Source organism: Streptomyces sp. V4I23, assembly GCF_030817975.1.
GTDB lineage: Bacteria > Actinomycetota > Actinomycetes > Streptomycetales > Streptomycetaceae > Streptomyces.
Map to the genome: position 1 here is coordinate 3,376,505 of NZ_JAUSZW010000004.1, position 20,254 is coordinate 3,396,758.

The 20,254-nt window shown below is 70.0% G+C and carries 17 protein-coding genes; 3 read left to right on the top strand and 14 right to left on the bottom strand.

Annotation, left to right across the window (positions count from 1 at the left end; genetic code table 11):
- Positions 1-3: 3 nt before the first annotated feature.
- The 6 genes from nuoF to QFZ82_RS17480 all read right to left on the bottom strand — a co-directional run bounded on the left by nuoF (position 4) and on the right by QFZ82_RS17480 (position 5,371).
- Positions 4-1,386, bottom strand: a complete 1,383-nt coding sequence (gene nuoF, locus QFZ82_RS17455) for an NADH-quinone oxidoreductase subunit NuoF (protein ID WP_373429297.1) — start codon at positions 1,384-1,386, stop codon at positions 4-6.
- On the bottom strand, positions 1,383-2,198 hold the full coding sequence (gene nuoE / locus QFZ82_RS17460) for an NADH-quinone oxidoreductase subunit NuoE (protein WP_307717754.1): 816 nt from the start codon (positions 2,196-2,198) through the stop codon (positions 1,383-1,385). Before nuoE ends, nuoF begins: the two co-directional genes overlap by 4 nt.
- Positions 2,199-2,215: 17 nt before the next feature.
- Positions 2,216-3,532, bottom strand: coding sequence for an NADH-quinone oxidoreductase subunit D (locus QFZ82_RS17465; RefSeq protein WP_307714051.1), 1,317 nt, complete (start codon positions 3,530-3,532; stop codon positions 2,216-2,218).
- 55 nt (positions 3,533-3,587) lie between these two features.
- Positions 3,588-4,316, bottom strand: a complete 729-nt coding sequence (locus tag QFZ82_RS17470; RefSeq protein WP_307714052.1) for an NADH-quinone oxidoreductase subunit C — start codon at positions 4,314-4,316, stop codon at positions 3,588-3,590.
- A 121-nt stretch (positions 4,317-4,437) separates the two neighbouring features.
- Positions 4,438-4,992, bottom strand: a complete 555-nt coding sequence (locus QFZ82_RS17475; RefSeq protein WP_177148523.1) for an NADH-quinone oxidoreductase subunit B family protein — start codon at positions 4,990-4,992, stop codon at positions 4,438-4,440.
- 19 nt (positions 4,993-5,011) lie between these two features.
- Entirely contained in the window at positions 5,012-5,371 is a 360-nt protein-coding gene (locus tag QFZ82_RS17480) for an NADH-quinone oxidoreductase subunit A (protein ID WP_003974383.1), read from the bottom strand.
- Positions 5,372-6,061: 690 nt separating this feature from the next.
- Here QFZ82_RS17480 and QFZ82_RS17485 point away from each other — a divergent pair.
- Positions 6,062-6,850: a C40 family peptidase gene (locus tag QFZ82_RS17485; protein WP_307714053.1), complete on the top strand. Its 789-nt coding sequence runs from the start codon at positions 6,062-6,064 to the stop codon at positions 6,848-6,850.
- Here QFZ82_RS17485 and QFZ82_RS17490 read toward each other — a convergent pair.
- The 5 genes from QFZ82_RS17490 to QFZ82_RS17510 all read right to left on the bottom strand — a co-directional run bounded on the left by QFZ82_RS17490 (position 6,798) and on the right by QFZ82_RS17510 (position 14,411).
- Positions 6,798-7,787, bottom strand: coding sequence for a helix-turn-helix domain-containing protein (locus QFZ82_RS17490; protein WP_307714054.1), 990 nt, complete (start codon positions 7,785-7,787; stop codon positions 6,798-6,800). The genes QFZ82_RS17485 and QFZ82_RS17490 overlap by 53 nt on opposite strands.
- A gap of 4 nt (positions 7,788-7,791) precedes the next feature.
- Entirely contained in the window at positions 7,792-9,660 is a 1,869-nt protein-coding gene (locus tag QFZ82_RS17495; RefSeq protein ID WP_307714055.1) for a copper resistance CopC/CopD family protein, read from the bottom strand.
- A gap of 95 nt (positions 9,661-9,755) precedes the next feature.
- Positions 9,756-10,541, bottom strand: a complete 786-nt coding sequence (locus QFZ82_RS17500) for a YcnI family protein (RefSeq protein WP_307714056.1) — start codon at positions 10,539-10,541, stop codon at positions 9,756-9,758.
- A gap of 52 nt (positions 10,542-10,593) precedes the next feature.
- Positions 10,594-11,634, bottom strand: a complete 1,041-nt coding sequence (locus tag QFZ82_RS17505) for a multicopper oxidase family protein (protein WP_307714057.1) — start codon at positions 11,632-11,634, stop codon at positions 10,594-10,596.
- Between the two features lie 77 nt (positions 11,635-11,711).
- A complete protein-coding gene (locus tag QFZ82_RS17510) occupies positions 11,712-14,411 on the bottom strand; it encodes a cupredoxin domain-containing protein (RefSeq protein ID WP_307714058.1) in 2,700 nt (899 codons plus the stop codon).
- A 715-nt stretch (positions 14,412-15,126) separates the two neighbouring features.
- Here QFZ82_RS17510 and QFZ82_RS17515 point away from each other — a divergent pair.
- A complete protein-coding gene (locus QFZ82_RS17515) occupies positions 15,127-15,603 on the top strand; it encodes an MmpS family transport accessory protein (protein ID WP_307714059.1) in 477 nt (158 codons plus the stop codon).
- A 26-nt stretch (positions 15,604-15,629) separates the two neighbouring features.
- Here QFZ82_RS17515 and QFZ82_RS17520 read toward each other — a convergent pair whose 3' ends face one another.
- Positions 15,630-16,391: an SDR family oxidoreductase gene (locus QFZ82_RS17520; protein WP_307714060.1), complete on the bottom strand. Its 762-nt coding sequence runs from the start codon at positions 16,389-16,391 to the stop codon at positions 15,630-15,632.
- Between the two features lie 19 nt (positions 16,392-16,410).
- A complete protein-coding gene (locus QFZ82_RS17525) occupies positions 16,411-17,199 on the bottom strand; it encodes a class I SAM-dependent methyltransferase (RefSeq protein ID WP_307714061.1) in 789 nt (262 codons plus the stop codon).
- Positions 17,200-17,351: 152 nt separating this feature from the next.
- Here QFZ82_RS17525 and QFZ82_RS17530 point away from each other — a divergent pair, with 152 nt between their 5' ends.
- Entirely contained in the window at positions 17,352-18,866 is a 1,515-nt protein-coding gene (locus QFZ82_RS17530; protein WP_307714062.1) for a hypothetical protein, read from the top strand.
- Positions 18,867-18,966: 100 nt separating this feature from the next.
- Here the strand turns inward: QFZ82_RS17530 and QFZ82_RS17535 are convergent, their stop codons facing one another.
- Positions 18,967-20,253 (bottom strand): geranylgeranyl reductase family protein, encoded by a 1,287-nt coding sequence (locus tag QFZ82_RS17535; protein WP_307714063.1) that lies wholly within the window; start codon positions 20,251-20,253, stop codon positions 18,967-18,969.
- Between the last annotated feature and the right edge of the window lies 1 nt (position 20,254).

Below are 20,254 nucleotides of genomic sequence, written 5' to 3' on the forward strand. Positions count from 1 at the left end.
GACTCATGCGGACACCTCCGTGATGTGTCGATCGGCCCAGGCCGTGGACTTGGCCGGGTCGAAGGGGCAGCCCCGGCCCGTGATGTGCTGCTCGTACTCGTCGCGGAAGTACTTGAGCGAGGAGAAGATCGGGGACGCGGCGCCGTCGCCGAGCGCGCAGAACGACTTGCCGTTGATGTTGTCGGCGATGTCGTTCAGCTTGTCGAGGTCGGCAAGGGTGCCGGCCCCGTTCTCGATGTCCCGGAGCAACTGGACGAGCCAGTAGGTGCCTTCGCGGCACGGTGTGCACTTGCCGCACGACTCGTGGGCGTAGAACTCGGTCCACCGGGTCACGGCCCGCACGACGCAGGTGGTCTCGTCGAAGCACTGGAGCGCCTTGGTGCCGAGCATCGACCCGGCGGCGCCCACCCCCTCGTAGTCCAGCGGGACGTCGAGGTGTTCGTCGGTGAACATCGGGGTCGAGGAGCCGCCCGGGGTCCAGAACTTGAGCCGGTGGCCCGGCCGCATGCCGCCGCTCATGTCGAGCAGCTGGCGCAGCGTGATGCCGAGCGGGGCCTCGTACTGGCCGGGGCTCGCGACATGGCCGCTGAGCGAGTACAGCGTGAAGCCAGGGGACTTCTCGCTGCCCATCGACTTGAACCAGTCCTTGCCCTTGTTGAGGATCGCGGGAACGGACGCGATGGACTCGACGTTGTTCACCACAGTGGGGCACGCGTACAGACCGGCGACCGCGGGGAAGGGGGGCCTGAGCCGGGGCTGGCCGCGGCGGCCTTCCAGGGAGTCCAGCAGCGCGGTCTCCTCACCGCAGATGTACGCACCGGCGCCCGCGTGCACGGTGACGTCGAGGTCGAGTCCGCTGCCCAGGATGTCCTTGCCGAGGAAGCCTGCTTCGTACGCCTCGCGGACGGCCTCGTGCAGCCGCCGCAGCACGGGGACGACTTCGCCGCGCAGGTAGATGAAGGCGTGGTTGGACCGGATCGCGTAACAGGCGATCACGATGCCCTCGATCAGCGAGTGCGGGTTGGCGAAGAGGAGCGGGATGTCCTTGCAGGTGCCCGGCTCCGACTCGTCGGCGTTGACCACGAGGTAGTGGGGCTTTCCGTCGCCCTGCGGGATGAACTGCCACTTCATTCCGGTGGGGAAGCCCGCGCCGCCGCGGCCGCGCAGGCCCGAGTCCTTGACGTAGGCGATGAGGTCGTCGGGCGACATCGCCAGCGCCTTGCGCAGGCCCTCGTATCCCTCGTGCCTGCGGTAGGTCTCCAGGGTCCAGGACTCCGGCTCGTCCCAGAAGGCGGAGAGCACCGGGGCCAGCAGCTTCTCCGGGCTCGCCTCGCCGCCGGTCTCCGGCCGGGAGCTGCCCCCGTATTCGGTGGACACGGTCATCACTCCCCCTCCTCGCCGACAGGTCCGGCCGGGTGCTCCGGGTCGGATGCCGATGTCTGCTGCGGTGCGTCATGAGAGCTGAGGTGCTCGGAGCCGGGCTGCGGCGGCTCCTGGGGCGCCTCGCCGCGCGGGTGGACCACGCGCGTCGCCGGGGCGGCCTCGCCCCTGGCCAGGCGGAGCCCGATCAGGGACGCGGGCCCGGCGCCGCCGCTCGCCTCGACCGCGCCGGGACGCTCGTCGGGGAAGCCGGCCAGGATGCGGGCGGTCTCCTTGTAGGTGCACAGGGGCGCGCCGCGGGTGGGCGTGACCTGCCGGCCCGCCCGCAGGTCGTCGACGAGCCGCTTCGCCGACTCGGGCGTCTGGTTGTCGAAGAACTCCCAGTTGACCATCACGACGGGCGCGAAGTCGCAGGCCGCGTTGCACTCGATGTGCTCGAGGGTGACCTTGCCGTCCTCGGTCGTCTCGTTGTTGCCGACACCGAGGTGCTCCTTGAGCTCCTCGAAGATCGCGTCGCCGCCCATCACCGCGCACAGGGTGTTGGTGCAGACGCCCACCTGGTAGTCGCCCGACGGCTTGCGCCGGTACATGGTGTAGAAGGTGGCGACCGCGGTGACCTCCGCGGTGGTGAGGCCGAGCACGTCCGCGCAGAACCGCATGCCCGTACGGGTCACGTGGCCCTCCTGCGACTGCACGAGGTGCAGCAGCGGGAGCAGCGCGGAGCGCGAGTCCGGGTAGCGGGCGATGACCTCTTTCGCGTCCGCCTCGAGCCGGGCGCGCACATCGGCCGGGTAGTCGGGCGCGGGCAGCTGCGGCATGCCCAGCGATACGTCCGTCATCGGTCGACGCCTCCCATCACGGGGTCGATGGACGCGACGGCGACGATGACGTCGGCGACCTGGCCGCCTTCGCACATGGCCGCCATGGCCTGCAGGTTGGTGAAGGACGGGTCGCGGAAGTGGACCCGGAAGGGACGGGTGCCTCCGTCGGAGACGACATGGACGCCCAGTTCGCCCTTGGGCGACTCGACGGCGGCGTACGCCTGCCCGGCCGGGACGCGGAAGCCCTCGGTCACCAGCTTGAAGTGGTGGATCAGAGCCTCCATGGACGTGCCCATGATGTTCTTGATGTGGTCGAGGGAGTTGCCGAGTCCGTCCGGGCCCAGGGCGAGCTGCGCGGGCCAGGCGATCTTCTTGTCGGCGACCATGACCGGCCCGGGCTCGAGGCGGTCCAGGCACTGCTCGACGATCCGCAGCGACTGGCGCATCTCCTCGAGGCGGATGAGGAAGCGGCCGTAGGCGTCACAGGTGTCGGCGGTCGGCACGTCGAAGTCGTACGTCTCGTAGCCGCAGTACGGGTCGGTCTTGCGCAGGTCGTGGGCGAGGCCCGCGGCGCGCAGGATCGGTCCTGTGGCGCCGAGCGCCATGCAGCCCGTGAGATCGAGGTACCCGATGTCCTGCATACGGGCCTTGAAGATCGGGTTGCCGGTGGCGAGCTTGTCGTACTCCGGCAGGTTCTTCCTCATCGTCTTCACGAACTCGCGCATCTGGTCCACCGCGCCGGGCGGCAGGTCCTGGGCCAGCCCGCCGGGCCTGATGTACGCGTGGTTCATGCGCAGGCCGGTGATCAGCTCGTAGATGTCGAGGATCAGTTCACGGTCACGGAAGCCGTAGATCATGATCGTCGTGGCGCCGAGTTCCATGCCGCCGGTGGCGATGGCGACCAGGTGCGAGGAGAGCCGGTTGAGCTCCATCAGCAGCACGCGGATGATCGTCGCCCGGTCGGGGATCCGGTCGTCGATGCCGAGCAGCCGCTCCACGCCCAGGCAGTACGCCGTCTCGTTGAAGAACGGCGTCAGGTAATCCATGCGCGTGACGAACGTGGTGCCCTGCGTCCACGTCCGGTACTCGAGGTTCTTCTCGATACCGGTGTGCAGGTAGCCGATGCCGCAGCGGGCCTCGGTGACGGTCTCGCCGTCGATCTCCAGGATCAGGCGCAGCACGCCGTGCGTGGAGGGGTGCTGCGGACCCATGTTGACCACGATGCGCTGGTCGTCGGCCTTGGCCGCGGACTGGACGACCTCGTCCCAGTCGCCGCCGGTGACCGTGTACACGGTCCCCTCGGTGGTCTCGCGGGGGGAAGCGGTGGTCATTGGAGCCTCCCGAAGGGAGTCGATGAGGGGCGGTGGTCGAGTGGCGGGTCGGCGCTCACGAGTACGACCTCCGCTGGTCCGGAGCCGGGATCTGGGCGCCCTTGTACTCGACGGGGATGCCGCCGAGCGGATAGTCCTTGCGCTGCGGGAAGCCCTGCCAGTCGTCCGGCATCATGATCCGGGTGAGGGCGGGGTGGCCGTCGAAGACGAGCCCGAAGAAGTCGTACGTCTCGCGCTCGTGCCAGTCGTTGGTCGGATAGACCGACACCAGCGACGGGACGTGCGGGTCGCTGTCCGGCGCCGTGACCTCCAGCCGGATCAGCCGGCCGTGGGTGAGCGAACGCAGGTGGTAGACGGCGTGCAGTTCGCGGCCCTTGTCATGGAGGTAGTGCACCCCGCTCACGCCGGTGCACAGCTCGAAGCGCAGCGCCGGGTCGTCGCGCAGGGTCCTCGCCACCTGGAGCAGGTGTTCGCGCGCGATGTGGAAGGTGAGTTCGCCGCGGTCGACGACCGTCTTCTCGATGGCGTTCTCCGGGAGGAGGCCCTGCTCCTCCAGGGCGCCTTCGAGCTCGTCGGCGACCTCGTCGAAGTACCCGCCGTAGGGGCGGGTGGCCGGTCCGGGGAGCCGTACGGACCGCACGAGCCCACCGTAACCGGACGTATCCCCTCCGTTGTTGGCGCCGAACATGCCGCGCTGGACGCGGATCTCCTCGCCGTGCTCACCGCGCTGCCCGGGAAGGTTCTGCCCGGAGAGCTCCTTCTCCGGATTCGGCTGGTCCGTCATCACTGCATCCCCTTGGTGTCCCCCAGAGCTGACGCCTGGGTGGTGCCCCCATCTCCGCCCACGCGGCGCAGAGGTGCGGCTTTCGTGTTCGTCTGCGGCCCGGCGGCCGCGCGCGCGTCGCTCACCGGAGCAGCCCCTTCATCTCGATCGTCGGGAGCGCCTTCAGGGCCGCTTCCTCCGCCTCGCGGGCCGCTTCCTCCGCGTTCACGCCGAGCTTGGAGCTCTGGATCTTCTGGTGGAGCTTGAGGATCGCGTCCATCAGCATCTCGGGGCGCGGCGGGCAGCCGGGCAAATAGATGTCGACGGGGACAATGTGATCAACGCCCTGCACAATCGCGTAATTGTTGAACATTCCGCCCGATGAGGCGCAAACACCCATGGAGATCACCCACTTGGGGCTGGGCATCTGGTCGTAGACCTGGCGCAGGACGGGCGCCATCTTCTGGCTCACCCGCCCGGCCACGATCATCAGGTCGGCCTGGCGCGGCGAGCCGCGGAAGACCTCCATGCCGAACCGGGCCAGGTCGTACCGCCCGGCGCCCGTCGTCATCATCTCGATGGCGCAGCACGCCAGGCCGAAGGTCGCCGGGAACACGGACGACTTGCGCACCCAGCCCGCGGCCTGTTCGACGGTGGTCAGCAGAAAGCCGCTCGGCAGCTTCTCTTCGAGTCCCATAGGAGTGCCCCTTCGCCCCTCAGTCCCATTCCAGGCCGCCGCGCCGCCACACGTACGCGTAGGCGACGAAGACGGTGAGCACGAAGAGCAGCATCTCCACGAGCCCGAAGATCCCCAGCGCGTCGAAGGTGACGGCCCAGGGATAGAGGAAGACGATCTCGATATCGAAAATGATGAAGAGCATCGCCGTCAGGTAGTACTTGATCGGAAAGCGGCCGCCACCGGCCGGCGTCGGCGTGGGCTCGATGCCGCACTCGTACGCTTCAAGCTTCGCCCGGTTGTACCGCTTTGGGCCGATAAGCGTGGCCATGACCACGGAGAAGATCGCAAACCCTGCCCCGAGGGCGCCGAGCACAAGGATGGGCGCGTAAGCATTCACCCTCCCGCTCCTTCCAGTCGTCCTTGACCGTTGGACCGCACCGGGCCATCGCCTCGCCGCCTCGCGAAGATCGTGTACATGTGAGGCAGTTCACAAGCCCGACTGCTCCGCATCCTATGCCTCTCGGTCTGTGATCTGCGACACGGGGTCGGGCATCGCGTTTGTGATCTCCACCACCCGACGAACGATCATGAACGAGGATGAGCGGTGATCTTCACACGTGAAGCTCCCGAGTGATCACCAGACGTGACATCCGGTGCGGTTACCGCTGGTCAAAGGCGTGGCGCTCTATCAAGTGGTGGCCCATGCAGGCAAATTGGCAATGGACCGCAATGGGTGATAGAGGACATCCGCTCACTCGACCGTGGGACGGGGCGGACAGCAGTGGACGCGTGCGCGCATTCACGAGCCTCCGGGGGCCCGGACGTTGACCGTTCTGTGACCTGCGCCACTCACTCAAGAGTTCAACAAAAGCGGTCTTGGCCATCCGGGCGAGAGGGTGATAGGCGGACGGCAATTCGGACCTTTTACGGAAAGCCCATGATCACAGCCGTGATCACGCATGCCCGGTTTGCCCGTTACGGCGTCAATAAAGGTCCATCCGCAGCGGATTCACAGGTTCCGTTCGTAACTGTGGCGCAACCCACGTTTCTTGAAGGGAACCGTCGGGCCCTGATAGCGGTTGTACTCATGTCCCACACCGCTCACATACCCAGCCACCGGAAGCCCCGCCGCGGAGCGTCGAAAGTCGCGATCCGGACCGGAGTTGCCGGTGGCTTCCTCAGCACCATCGCGGTGGCCGGAGCCGCCGGGCCGGCGAATGCCGAGCCGGTGACCCAGACCATCGAGATGCCCGTCCTCACGTCCACCGACCTCTCCGCCGCAGTCGCGCAGTCGGCCGAGGCCACGCAGCAGGTCGCGCTCGACCTCGAACTGCAGGCGCAGGAGGACGCCGCCGCCGAGGAGGCGGCCAAGAAGGCCAAGAAGGCGAAGGCCGAGGCGGAGCGCGAGGCCGAGGCCAAGGCCAAGGCGGAAGCGAAGGCCCGCGCCGAGGCGGAGGCCGAGGCGCGCGCCTCCCGCAGCGCCGAGCGCACCACGCTGTCCGCCTCCACCGCCCCCGCGAGCGGCTCCGCCGCCACCGTGGTCGCCTTCCTCAAGGCGCAGCTCGGCGACGCGTACATCATGGGCGCCACCGGTCCCAACGCGTGGGACTGCTCCAGCCTGGTCCAGGCCGCGTACCGCCAGGTCGGCATCGAGCTGCCGCGCGTCTCGCAGGACCAGTCGGTCGCCGGCACCCAGGTCGGCACCTCCAACCTCCAGGTCGGCGACATCCTCTACTGGGGCGGCGCCGGCTCCGCGTACCACACGGGCGTCTACATCGGGAACGGCCAGTACCTGGACGCCGCGAACCCGAGCAAGGGCGTCGTCATCCAGGACCTGTCCGGCTACCCGGCGAGCGGCGCGGTCCGCGTGCTCTGAGGGCTGTCGGCGTCTTCGACGGGCCGCCGCTCCGGAACGGAGCGGCGGCCTTCGTCGTACTCACCCCCGTGACCGCGCCCCGGCCCGGCAGGGGCTCCGTGTGCGCGGTGATCCACTCCGCGAGCAGATCCGGCCGCCGGATCGGCCGCCATCCGGGAGCGATCACGACTCGGCGTCCGCGCTGCCGGACGAGGCGCTCGAAGAAATCACTGATCTCCGCCCCGTCGTACGGGTCTCGGCTCGCCATGAAGAGCAGTGCTCCCCGGTCGGAGACGGCGATGAGGAGGTCCGAATCGTGCGATGCGCCGGGCGTCACGCCGTCCGCCGCCGCCTGGGCAGGAACGGACCACCGGATGCGAGCGCATTCCGTCCACAGGGTCTCGCTGCTGTCCCCCGGCCTGGGCGAACCCACCACAACGAGCCCCGATGGCGCCGGTCCCCCCGCGGCGGCCCGCGGGACGCCTGGGCGTGCTGTCGGCGGACCGGCGGCACGCACACCCCAGCGCATCAGGTAATTGCGGATCGTCGGAGTCCGCAGCCCGACGTGGAACTGCCGGTCGACCAGTTCCGCGACGGACCTGCTGGTCCACAGGGCGTGCCGCAGCCCCACCTGCTCGGGCGTCGACGCGGTCACGGTCCTGAGCGCCCACAGCTGCTGTGCCGGGGAGAGGGCCAGTCGGTCACCGGGGCGGCGGCCGCGTCTGCGCGGGCGCAGCGCGTCGGCGCCCTTCAGCCGGTAGGTGCTCACCCAGGCGCCGACGGTCTGGCGGGACACTCCGTACATCCGTGCCACCTCGGTGCGCGGCAGTCCCGATTCGACCGCTGCCACCGCGCATCGCCGGAGATCCTCGAGGCCGTCGGCCGACAGCTTGCGGGCGTCGCGCGCGTACCTCACTCCGCCCCCGTCGTCGTCCCGGCCGCTCCGGTGCCTGCCCACGGCCTCAGCGCACATCGATCGCGGTCCTGACGATGGCCTGGTCGACCTCCGATGTGCGGACGGTCACCGACAGTTCCCACCGTCCGCGCACGGGCAGCGAGAAGCCGGTCGACGTGTAGTGCCCCGGCCCCAGGTAGGTCAGCGGTGCCCGGATCGGGCCGATCGAGGCCTCGCGCAAGGTGAACTCCGCCCGGACCTCGGGCACTTCGCTCGGCCTGCCCTGCTGGTCCAGGACGGACAGATGCACCTCGTTCAGGCCGGTCGCGGCGGGGCCGACGACCACGAGGAGTACGCCCCTCCCCTGCTTCCCTCCGGCATCGAAGCGGAACCCCTTGCTGAACGGTGCCTCCGCCGGCGCGGTGGGAGCCGTTTCGGCGCTGTGCTGCTGCGCTGCCGGCGTCCGCGCCGCCGGGGCCGCCTGGTCCTCCCTGTCCCTGGGCGGGTCGGTGTTCACCAGCACGGCCGAGAGACCGAGCAGGACCGCCGCGATCACCGTTTCCGCGACGACCAGCCGCCTGAAGCGGCGAACCTGCGAGCCACCGGGCTGCTGCCGGGCCACCGGTCGCCTGCCCGCGACGGCAGCCGGATCTGAGCCGCAGTGCCGCCGCACCCAGCCGCGGGCGGCGGCGCCCAGCGCAACGAGGACCACGACGAGGCACATCTTCGCGAGGAGAACGCGGCCGTACGCGCTGCCGAGCAGCGCAGGCGCCGTCCCGACCTGCCGCCAGGCCTGAAAGACCCCCGTCACGAGAAGCAGTACGACGCAGATCCGCGCCGTCCGGGAGAAGCGCCTCACGACGGGCTCCAGAACGGAGACGTCCGGCGGCCGCCGCAGAACGGTCGCCAGGACGACAAGGCCGCCGATCCACACGGCCATGGCCACCAGATGGACCGTGTCCGCAACGAGGGCGAACGCGACGAGCGGACCCACCGCGCTGTGGGCGGCGAGGCTCCAGGTCAGTGCCAAGCCGCAGCCGGCGGTGAGCACGAGGGCGGTGCGGCGCTTCCGCCCGCCCTCGCCGGGCGCGGAAGCCGTCAGTGCCTCGCGCTCGGGCCCCGAGCCGGGCCGACGGCCCAGGTCGTGTGCAGCGGCGCGCCGGAGGTACATCACCAGCGCCATCGCGGCGGCGCCCAGGAGCGCGGCACGCAGGAGGAGCATCCGGCCCATACGCGTGTCCAGCGTGGCGGTCATGAGCCGGGGGTCCGTGGCCGAGGAGAGCGATGTGCCTCCCGCGTACGGCCCGTAGAGGAGAAATCCGATCGCGGTCGCCGCCAGGAGGGCGGACCAGCCGCTCCACAGCAGCCTTCGTACGGAACTCCGGCGCGTGCTTCCGGGCCGGCACGCCGCGATGAAGCAGGCCGTCCCGAGCAGCAGCGCCAGACCCACGAACGACACCCAGCGGGTGATGTCGTACAGCGCGACGGTCCAACTGTCGGGCCGGGGTGCGGTTCCCGGCGCCGGCGCGGCGGCGGACGCGGACCGTCCGACGGTGAAGGCGAAGGCCCCTTGCACCGGGTGCGAGTCGGCGGAGACCGCGTGCCAGGCGACGGTGTACGTGCCGTCGGCAGACGCGTCCGGCACCGACACCGTGACAGTCTCGCTCCTTCCGCCGGAACGCGCGGGCCGGCCGGTGGCGACGGTGTCGCCGTCCGGTCCGATCAGCCGGATCCGGGCGAGTGGGAGGCTCACCGGTTCACTGAACGTCAGGGAGACCTGGCGAGGCGCGGCGCCGAGCGCCTGCCGGTCGGCCGGTGCCGTCGAGACCAGGGTGGCGTGCGCCTGGGCGGGAGTGGGGCTACCCACCACGGACAGCAGGGCCAGCAGGAACGCGACGCATACATGGGCGTACGTGAGGACCTTTGCTCGGTGCATCGTGGTTTCTCTCGCGTCGGAGGGCGGTGGGGCGGTTCGGCCATGCGGCCGGCGGCCCCGGGAGACGGACGGAGGCCGCCGGGCGCTCACCGCTCTCAGACGGAGACCTTCTCCTGCCCCGGCTGGTCCACGGATGTCCCTTCGCGGGCGGCGGGCCTCCTCAGGGCCGCCCGGCCGAGGGCCACAAGGCCGAGAGCGAGGGCACCGCCGCCGAGCACCCGGGCCAACGTGTCCGTGGCGGAGCCGGTCCGCGCCACGGGCGTGGCCCCGGCATCCTGCTCCTGCCTCGGCTCCCGTGCGGCCGCCGCCCCGGTGACGGGAGCTTCCTGGGCCGCCGCCTTCAGCTCGAGTACGGGCGCGGGGCGTTCGGGTTCCCCGCCGCCCTCCTGCGGGACGTCGATCCAGCGCACGACCTCGCCGTCCGAGTACGTCTGGAGCGCCTTGAAGACCAGCTCGTCGGTGTCCGTCGGCAGCGGGCCGAAGGACACGGGGAACTCCTGGAACTCGCCCGGCCGGATGGAGCCGCCCTTCCACACGATGGACGAGACGGCCTCGGTGAGCTCGTGGTCGCCGTCCTTGACCGGCTTGTCGAGTTTTTCCTTCTTCACCGTCGCCTTCCATCCGGGGACGGGCTGGACAGACACATGACCGAGCGGGTGGTCCGTCGGGAAGGCCACTTCCACCTGGACGGTCGAGGCGTCGTCCCGTTCGTTGGGCACCCGGAACGCCTCCTTCGTGAAGCCTCCCGGCTCGGCCGTGCCCGGGTCGACCGAGACGTGGGCCGAGGCGCCCGAGGCGGCGAGAAGGACGACCGCAGCACCTGCGACCGTCGCGGCGGAGAGGCACCGGCCCATGAGGTGCCGAGGGATGCGAGAAGTCATGGAGGACCTTTCGAAGGGGAAGTCGGGCAGAAGGACAGAGGTCCGCGGCGGCTCAGTCGATGAGGGGAAGCTCCGGTACGGAGACGACCGGCGGATCCACCTGGAAGATGGAGACGAGTCCCGTCATGCCCTCGTGCGTCTCCGAGTGCGAGAAGATGTGGCAGTGGATCATCCACTTGCCTGTCCTGGTGGGGGTCCAGACGATGTCGTAGGTCTGTCCCACACCGACGTTCAGCGTGTCCATCTCCTGCGGGACCGCCAGCGGGCGCCCGTCCTGCGCGACCACCGTGAAGTGGCCGCTGTGCAGGTGGATCGGGTGGATCATCTCCGGACCGGTGCCGATGAGACGTATGCGGACCTTCTCCCCCACGCGTGCCCTGAGCTGCGTGGTGGCGGGGAAGCTCTTGCCGTTGAACACGAACCCCAGTGCGCCGTCGCCGATCATCAGGCGGTAGTCGCGGTCGGCCTGGACGTCGCCGGTCTTCGGCACGACCTCGAGCGATCCGTAGAGCCCCTTGCCCAACTGCTCGCCGTGCATGTGCGTGTGGTACCAGTGGGTTCCCGGACTGATCGCCTTCCACTCGTACGTATGGCTCCCGCCGGGCTCGATCTCGGGCTGAGTGAGACCGGGGACGCCGTCCTGGTCGTTCGGCAGATCCATCCCGTGCCAGTGCACGGCGGTCGATTCGGGCAGGGCGTTCTCGACGACGATGCGGACGGGGTCTCCTTCGTTCACACGGATCACCGGGCCGGGGACGACGCCGTTGAACGCGTAGGCCTCCCGGACCTTGCCGGGAGCGACCTCCCAGGTGAGGGGCGCGGCACGGAGCTTGAAGACCTTGACGCCGTCCACGACCTCGTACGGCGCGAGTCGAGTGCCGTCGCCGAGGTCTCTTGCCTCCCCGGCCGCCGCCACCGCCGAAGGGTTGGGCCCGCCCGAGCCGTCCTGGGTGCCTCGCTGTTCGGCGAGGGGGTTGAAGGAGCTAAGGCCGATCACGGCGAAGAACGCCGCGGCGCTCACCGCGACACGCGGGAGGCGTGATCTGCGGGAAGGGGCCGGCCGTGAGGGCTGCGGCAGGTCGGGAAGAGCCATGGAGTGTCCCTTTCGGGGGGGCGGGGAGGTGGGCCTGGGGGCCGCCGGAGCGGCGGCCCCCCGGCTGCGGTCGATCCCTACGAGCACTTGCTCTCGTAGTCGAGGGGGTTGCGCTGACGGCAGGTCAGCTGGTCGTTCACCGCGTTGCTGGGCACGTTCTGGACCCAGCCGTTGTAGGCCAGCGGGATGGCGAGCACTCCTTGGCCGCCCATGCCGGCGTAGTCGACGATCCGGTCGTCGGTCTTGGTGTTCTCGTCCGCGGCGATGACCATCCGGCCGACGACCTTGGCGTCGGAGATGTCGCCGTTGTTGTCGGGGTCGATGTCGACGATGGACATGGCGTTGGAGAACTTGCTCACGACGTAGGCGTAGTAGCCTCCGCCCTTCTTGGCGCCGAAGTTGATGCCGTGGCAACCGGCGTCACAAGGCAGCCACTTCTTGACCTCGTCCGTCTTCGGGTCGATGACCGTGATGTTGGACGTCAGGGTGTTCGCCACCAGGACGGCCTTGCCATCCGGGCTGACCGGGATCTGGATCGGCAGTCCGCCGAAGGGTCCCGTGGAGCCCTTCACCGGGTCGTAGTTCCTCCACAGGTCGATCTGCTTGCTGTGGGTCTTCGCACCCCCGTCGTTGCAGGCGCTGTCCTTGAGCGAGATGCACGACACCGACGCACCGAGGAAGTTCGCCTCGTAGACCTTCGACGAGTCCGGCGTCATACCGGTCGCGATGGGCAGTTCGCCGGTCGCCTCCTTGCGAATGCCGCCGGTCGGGATGTCCACGACGGTGGAGTCGTAGCTGTTCACGTTCGGCGTGACCATCGTCTTGCCGTCGGCGCTCATCCAGTGGGCGTGCGGGTGGGCGACCTTCTCGCCCGGAGCCTGGACGGGGATACGGCGGTCGATCTTGGTGGCACCCGGGGACAGCTCCATCACCGCGCTGCCGCCGTTGAGGGCGACGTGCAGCTGGTCGGTGTCCGTCCTGGTCATCACGTGAGACGGGTCGGTTCCGACCTCGATCTGCCGGACGAACTCACCCGTCTTGCGGTCGAAGACGTCCAGCTTGTTGTCGAACCACTCGGTTTGGTAGATGTACTTTTCCTCGCGGTCCGTCCACATGTTGTGCGGGTTGTTCATGTTGATCTCGGGCAGGGCGACCTTGCGGTCGACGGTCCACGTGGAGACGTCGATCTTCGTGGCCGCGCCCGACTTGGTCTTGCCCGCCGTCTTCTCCATCTGGGTGTCCACCCAGACCTCGCCGACTCCGGGGACGCCCGGCCGCTGGCTCGTGGCCGGGAGGGTCTTCGGCGTGTGGAACTTGTTCTTGAGGTAGGCGTCGAGGCTGGGGACGATCTCCTGCCTGCCCTCGGAGTCGTGCATCAGGATCGGCGCCGGCGGATAGGCCGGATTCCACTGCCGGTCCTCGGTGTTGCTGTACTTCTGCCAGTTGCCCGGGACCGTGATGTTGAAGAACTTCTGAACCAGCTGGGCGATGATGTCGCCGTCGGAAGGCACGTTCAGCGAGCGGCTGTTGACCCGCAGCTTCTTGCCGAAGTCCAGACCCGGGGTGAGCGGGTCGTCGACGACGATCGCGCCGAGCATGTACGGGTGGATCTTGCATGCGAAGGCGTACAGACCCGGCTCGGTCAGCTGGACGCTGGTCTTGCCGACGAAGGCGCCCGGCTGGTCGAAGGGGAAGCCCTTCGCGCCGTCCGGCCAGATGAGCCCGGTGACGGTGTGGGCCGACGCGGCCTGCGGGGCCGATATGTCGAAGTTCGCCGTGACCGGAAGCTCGAGGTCATTGGTTTCCGCGTACTTCTGGATGTCCTCCAGCAGCGGCAGCAGGTCGGCCCCGACCGGCAGGTCCGCCAGCGTGGTCGACGAGTTCGCCGGCCTGCTCCTCATCTGCTCGGCCAGCTGATCGAGCAGCGTCGCCGCCTTCTCGGCCCGGGGGTCACCCTCGGGCAGGACCGTACTGATGGCCTCCTTGGTGGAGTCCAGACCCAGCAGCTTCAACGGGTCGACCCCGAGCTCGCCGACCAGCGGAGCGTCCGAGCCGTCGAAGTCGAACTTGTCGAGTCCGGACAGGTCGCCGTTGAGGGCGCCCAGAGCATCGTCACCCAGCAGAGCGCCGTCACCGAGCGCCTCGCCGACCAGTGGAAGACCGTCCAGGTTCACGCCCGGCAGACTCGAGGCGGTCTTGCTGAGCGGCACGCGCGGCAGCTCGGCCACCGCCAGCGAACGGCCACCGAAGAGGTTGACGTTCGTGTCGTACCACGAGCCCTGGTTGTCGGTGAGCCGCATGGAGACGGGCAGCGGCCCGGTGCCGACCGGCGCGCCCCCTTCCCCCTCGCCTCCGCCTCCACCGGAGGAGCCCCCGTCCGGCGGCGGCGTCGTGGCGGTGCTCGTCGGAGTCGGCGACGGTGTGGCACTGCCCGTGGGGGACGGGGTCGGGGACGGTGACGAGGAACCTCCCACGACCACGCTGCCCGTCATGTCCGGGTGGAACTTGCAGCGGTAGTTGAAGGTCCCGGCGGAGGAGAAGGTGAAGGAGTACTTCTGCCCCGGCTCCATGTCGGGGGAGTTCAGCGGGCCTCCCGTGACGCTGTGGAAGACGCTGTCGTCGTTCGACCACGTGACGGCGTCGCCGACGTCCACGCTGATGGTGGCCGGGTTGTACTGGAGATTCCTGATCGACACGGAGTGCGTCGCCGCCGAGGCCGCCGGAGCGGACAGACCGACAGCGAGCGCGGTCATGGTGAACGCCGTGGCAGCCGCCATGGCGCCTACCGCCCGTGGCCGGCGTCGCCGCCCTCCGGACGAGAACATGCGCGGCGCGTGGGAAAAGCGCATGATTTCCCTTCTCGTTGATGATCGCAGCGCATCGGCAGACCACCCGGCGAGGCATATCTCTTACCTCTCTCATTGCACGACGCCACTGCGGGAATAATCGATCGACTGGACCGGAATATCGCCTTTCCTTGGCAACTTCGCTTCGCCTTCGCGGTGTGGCGCAAAATATCTATCGATCACTTATGTCTCGCTTATCTCCCCACCGTTAAGGAGGAGTCAACACAGCTTCACTCGGGAAAACCGAGGACTGTGAAGGCGACCCGCCCTCGCAACATCCATGGCTGCGGCAATTAAATACATGACACTTCAACAGCAGCCACCTTCCCCCCATAACACCAGCTCACAGCGGTGAATCCGAGGGATGCGCGGTGTCATACATTTAACGTGGGCACCACACAATTCCGTCTGCGACACCTCGACACAAGACGCCCGCAACGCTGCGGATACACGAGCGCAAGTTACCTGTGAGTTTAGTACGGGCAAAGGAACGCCCTCGCTTGCACACTGGCGAGGAAAGCCTTCCGGGTGTCACCATGAGAGCTCACGACCGCAGAACATGGAGATGAATTCACCACCGTCGCTTTTTCATCGGCGACCTGCCGGCTGACACGACGGCCATGTCTCACAGAAAGCGAGAATGCCCATGCCCACCGCAGGACGTCGTTCCCGCACCCCGCGGCTGCTCTGGTTGCTCGGAGCGATGACGCTGGTCATCGGTGCCGGCACACTCATCGGTGCCACCGGCGGCACCGACGCGTCGCCGAGCCGGGAGGACCGGATGCGCAAGGCGCTCCGGCCGACCCCGCACACCGTCGTCTACGAGGTCACCGGCGCGGGCCGGACGTCACCCGACATCAGCTTCCGGACCGACGGCGTCAACACCACGGAACGTGTGGAGGACGCCCGCCTGCCCTGGCGCAGGAAGGTGACCCTCACGGCCGGGCCCGCGGCGGCGGTGGCGCAGGTGATGGCGGCAGGCGGCGACTCCGACTCCGTCTCCTGTTCGGTGCGTGTGGACGGCCTGGTCGTCGACAGCAAGACGTCCACGGGCAGGTACACCAACGTCTCCTGCTCCTTCGTCGTCCCTCCCGGAGAGCCCGAGGAGCCCGGAGAGAAATGAGCGGGCGCCGCCCGCGCCCCGGCGGTTCAGGTCCGGCCGCCCGGTGCCGCCCGCCGCTCGGTCAGCCACTCGTCGAACGTCTGCGTGCCGCGCGGGCCGGGCCCCGTCGGCAGCAGGCCGCCGGCCGCCATCGCGCGGCCCGCCGCGCCCGGGAACCTGACCGGCACCACCATGCGCCGCTCGTGCCGGGCCGGCAGCACACGGCGGACCATGTCGATCAACAGCTCCTCGCGGGGGCCCGCCAGTTCCGGGGCCGTTCCCACGGCCGGGCCCAGCGCCAGCCCGACGAGCACGCGGGCCGCCTCCCGGACGGCGACCGGCTGCACGCGCATCGGCGGGATCGGCGCCAACGGCCCTCGCATCCGGTCGAGGAGCTCGTCGGCGAACTCGTGGAACTGGGTGGCGCGCAGCACCGTCCACGGGACCGGACCGGCCGCCACGACCTCCTCCTGGCGGATCTTGCCCTGGTAGTAGCCGTGGCCGACCCGGTCGGCGCCCACGATCGACAGCGCCACGTGGTGGCGCACGCCCGCCCGTTCCTCCGCCATGAGCAGATGGCGCGACGCCGACTCGAAGAAGGCGACGGCCTTGCGGCGGCTGATCGTCGCCGCGTTGGTCACGTCGATCACCACCTCGGCGCCGGCGAGCGCGGCGTCCAGCCCCCGGCCCGTGGTGACGTCGGCGCCGGTCGACCGCGCCAGCACCACGGGCTCGTGACCCGCCGCCCGCAGTTCCCCGACGACGTGCCGCCCGGCCAGGCCCGTGCCGCCCGCTACCGCGACCCGCATGGGGTCCTCCCTTCGCCCGTCACCCCGCGTGGGTGACGCGGAGCTTCGACTGGCCGTGCGGCAGGCGCTCCCAGTCGTCCATGAAGCGGGCGGCCAGGCCGTGGCGCGCGGCCAGCCGTACCAGAGTCTCCGTGCGGTAGTAGAAGTCCTCGCCCAGCACCTGGTGCTCGCGCGTCTCGGTGCGGTCGTAGGTGAAGTCGAAGAAGCCGCCGGGCGCGAGGATGCGTCCCACGTGCGCGAGGCATTCGTCGATGATCTCCAGCGGCGAGTGGGAGAAGACGCTGTGCGCGTGCACGACCGTGAACGCGGCGTCGGGAAGGAAGTCCAGGGTCAGATCGTCGACGGGTGTCAGGTACGGCAGCTTGTCCTGGAGCCCGTAGCGGACAAGAGTCTTCTTCGCCTCGATGAGGATGTCGGGCGAGATGTCGATCCCGTAGTAGTGGCCGGGCTCCAGATGGTCGATCAACAGCCGGCCGGCCCGCAGGTTGCCGCAGCCGATCTCCAGCAGCCGGTCCTGCGGCCGCAGACCGTGCTCGCGCAGGTAGTCGAACTGCATCTGACCGATGGCGAGCCAGCGGTCGTGCGAGGGCCCGCCGCCGACCGCCGCCTCCGGGCTCCTCGCGGTGTCGGACGCCATCACCGCCCGGTAGTACGCGACGTGGCCGCGGTGGCGCAGCCGCAGCCACGCGTCCCGGCCCGCCCGGCGCAGATGGGGCACCACGCGGCGGGGATGGCGCAGGGCGTACCGCACCTTGTGGCCGAGCCGTGAGCGGTTCACCGACAGGCGGGATGTGCGTCCTTGCTGCATGACGGCCTCCGTGCCATCCGTGGGCTGCCCTTTTCCGGATGCTAACCAGCGGACGAGACGACCGGCACGGGCTCACTCGTTCGGAACGCGCGTTGGTCCGACTGCCGCGCCGGCCCGGGCGCCCGGCCGCACCCGGCGGCATCTTGGCTGCCATGCGGGAAACAGGCGTGATCAACGAGGCACTGACCGGTGCGGCGGGCGAGGTGCTGCGGGGACCGCGCGCCGGGACGGCCGCCGGGAACGCTCTGCCCTGGCTCGCGGCCGTCTCCGCCGCCTTCGCACTCGTCCACCTTGCGCTGATCGCCCCGGGTCTCGGGCTCGGCTGGGACGAGTCGGTGTACGTGAGTCAGGTGAGCCCGCAGGCGCCGGCGGCGTTCTTCAGCGCGCCGCGCGCCCGGGGCATCACCTTCCTCGTCGCCCCCGTCACGGCGCTGACCACCTCCGTCATGGCGCTGCGCGTCTTCATGGCCGTGCTGGCGGGCTGCGGCCTGTTCCTCGCGCTGTGGGTGTGGCGCCGGCTGCTGCCCGCTCCCGTCCTCGGCGTCGCGGGCGGGCTGTTCGCCAGTCTGTGGATCACGATGTTCTACGCCTCGCAGGCGATGCCCAACCTGTGGGTGGCCTACGGGGCGCTCGCCGCGGTCGGCTGCTTCCTGCGGGCCGCGCGGAGCCCGGGCGACCGGTGGGCGCCGGCCGGCATGGCGGCGGGGGTGGCGTTCGCCGCGCTGATGCGGCCCACGGACGCGGTGTGGCTCGCACTGCCGCTCGCGGTCGCGGCCGTGGTGATGCGGGCCTGGCGGTGGCCGCTGCTGCTGGTCCTGCTCGCCGCGGGCGTGGTCGTCGGCTGTGCCCAATGGATCGTCGAGGCGTACGTCTCGTACGGGGGCCTCACCGCCCGGCTGGAGCGGGCCGGCGAGATCCAGGGCCGGCTCGGCTGGTACTTCTCCGTCGACGATCACGTACGCGCCCTCGACGGACGCCTGCTGTGCCGCCCCTGCGACGTGGCCTGGCGGCACCACGCGGCGGCCCTGTGGTTCTTCGTCCTGCCGCTGTTCGTGGCGGCGGGCGTGCGGACCGCCGCCCGCACCCGCCGCCACCGCACGCCGCTGGTGGTCGCGACCGTCGTCGGTGCCGCGCTGGCCGTGCCCTACCTGTTCACCGTCGGCTACGCGGCACCGCGCTTCCTGCTGCCCGCCTACGCCCTGCTCGCCCTGCCCGTCGCGTACGGCCTCGTCCGGGCGTGCCGGCCGCGGCCGCGCGGGCGGTGGATCGCCGTCGGGATCGTCGCGGTGTTCGTGGCGGCGCATCTGGCGATCCAGTTCCGGGTGGCCGACAGCGCCGCGGACCGGGTGCGGCGCAGCACCGCCGATCTCGGGCGCATCACCGCCGAGCTGCGTGCCCTGGGTGTGCGCCCGCCGTGCGTGGTCAGCGGCACGGAGGCGATCCGCATCGCGTTCCGCGCCGGCTGCGCCTCCCGCCAGCCCTGGGGCCACGACGAGAGCATCACGCCGGGGGAACTCGCGGCCGCGGCGCGCCACCGGCCGGTCGCCGTCGTGGTCGCGGACGGGGGACGCCCCCCGGCGTACGCCCGCGCGTGGCCCGCCCATCCGCTGCCCGACCTGGGGAGCCTGACGGGCCTGCGGGTCTACGTCTCGGCCGCGGACCGCTGAGTCCGCCCCTTCGTGGCCCGGCACGCGGGCGACGCTCGAACCACCCACGACCGCTCGGCCGCCCGTTCCCTCCAGCCGTCCCGCTGTGCCCGCCGGGCGGTCACGCCTTCGGGGCCACCTTCGACAGGCCGTTGATGATGCGGTCCATCGCGTCGCCGCCCGTGGGGTCCGTCAGGTTCGCCAGCATCTTCAGCGTGAACTTCATCAGCAGCGGGTGCGTCAGGCCGCGCTGGGTGGCGACCTTCATGACCTTCGGGTTGCCGATCAGCTTCACGAACGCGCGGCCCAGCGTGTAGTAGCCGCCGTAGGTGTCCTTGAGGACCTTCGGGTAGCGGTGCAGGGCCAGTTCGCGCTGGGCGGGGGTCTGCCGGGCGTGGGCCTGGACGATGACGTCGGCCGCGATCTGGCCGGACTCCATCGCGTAGGCGATGCCCTCGCCGTTGAACGGGTTGACCAGGCCGCCCGCGTCGCCGACCAGCAGCAGGCCCTTCGTGTAGTGGGGCTGGCGGTTGAACGCCATGGGGAGGGCCGCGCCGCGGATCGGGCCCGTCATGTTCTCCTCGGTGTAACCCCAGTCCTCCGGCATCGAGGCGCACCACGCCTTGAGCACCTCGCGCCAGTCCAACTCCTTGAAGGACGCGGAGGTGTTGAGGACGCCCAGGCCGACGTTGGACGTGCCGTCGCCCATGCCGAAGATCCAGCCGTAGCCGGGCAGCAGCCGGTCCTCGCCCGGGCCGCGCCGGTCCCACAGCTCCAGCCAGGACTCCAGGTAGTCGTCGTCGTGGCGCGGGGAGGTGAAGTACGTACGCACCGCGACGCCCATCGGGCGGTCCTCACGGCGGTGCAGGCCCATCGCGAGGGAGATGCGCGAGGAGTTGCCGTCGGCGGCGACGACGAGCGGCGCGTGGAAGGTGACCGGCGTCTTGTCCTCGCCGAGCTTGGCGTGCACGCCCGTGATGCGGCCGGTGCGGTCGTCGACGATCGGCGCGCCCACGTTGCAGCGCTCGTACAGCCGCGCGCCCGCCTTCTGCGCCTGCCGCGCCAGCTGCTCGTCGAAGTCGTCGCGCTTGCGGACGAGTCCGTAGTCCGGGTACGAGGCGAGGTCCGGCCAGTCCAGCTGGAGGCGCACGCCGCCTCCGATGATCCGCAGGCCCTTGTTGCGCAGCCAGCCGGCCTCTTCCGAGATGTCGATGCCCATCGCGACCAGCTGCTTGGTGGCGCGGGGGGTGAGACCGTCGCCGCAGACCTTCTCGCGCGGGAACGCCGTCTTCTCCAGGAGGAGGACGTCGAGCCCGGCCTTGGCCAGGTAGTACGCGGTCGTGGAGCCGGCCGGGCCTGCCCCGACGACGATCACATCGGCAGTGTGCTCGGTAAGGGCTTCGGTCACG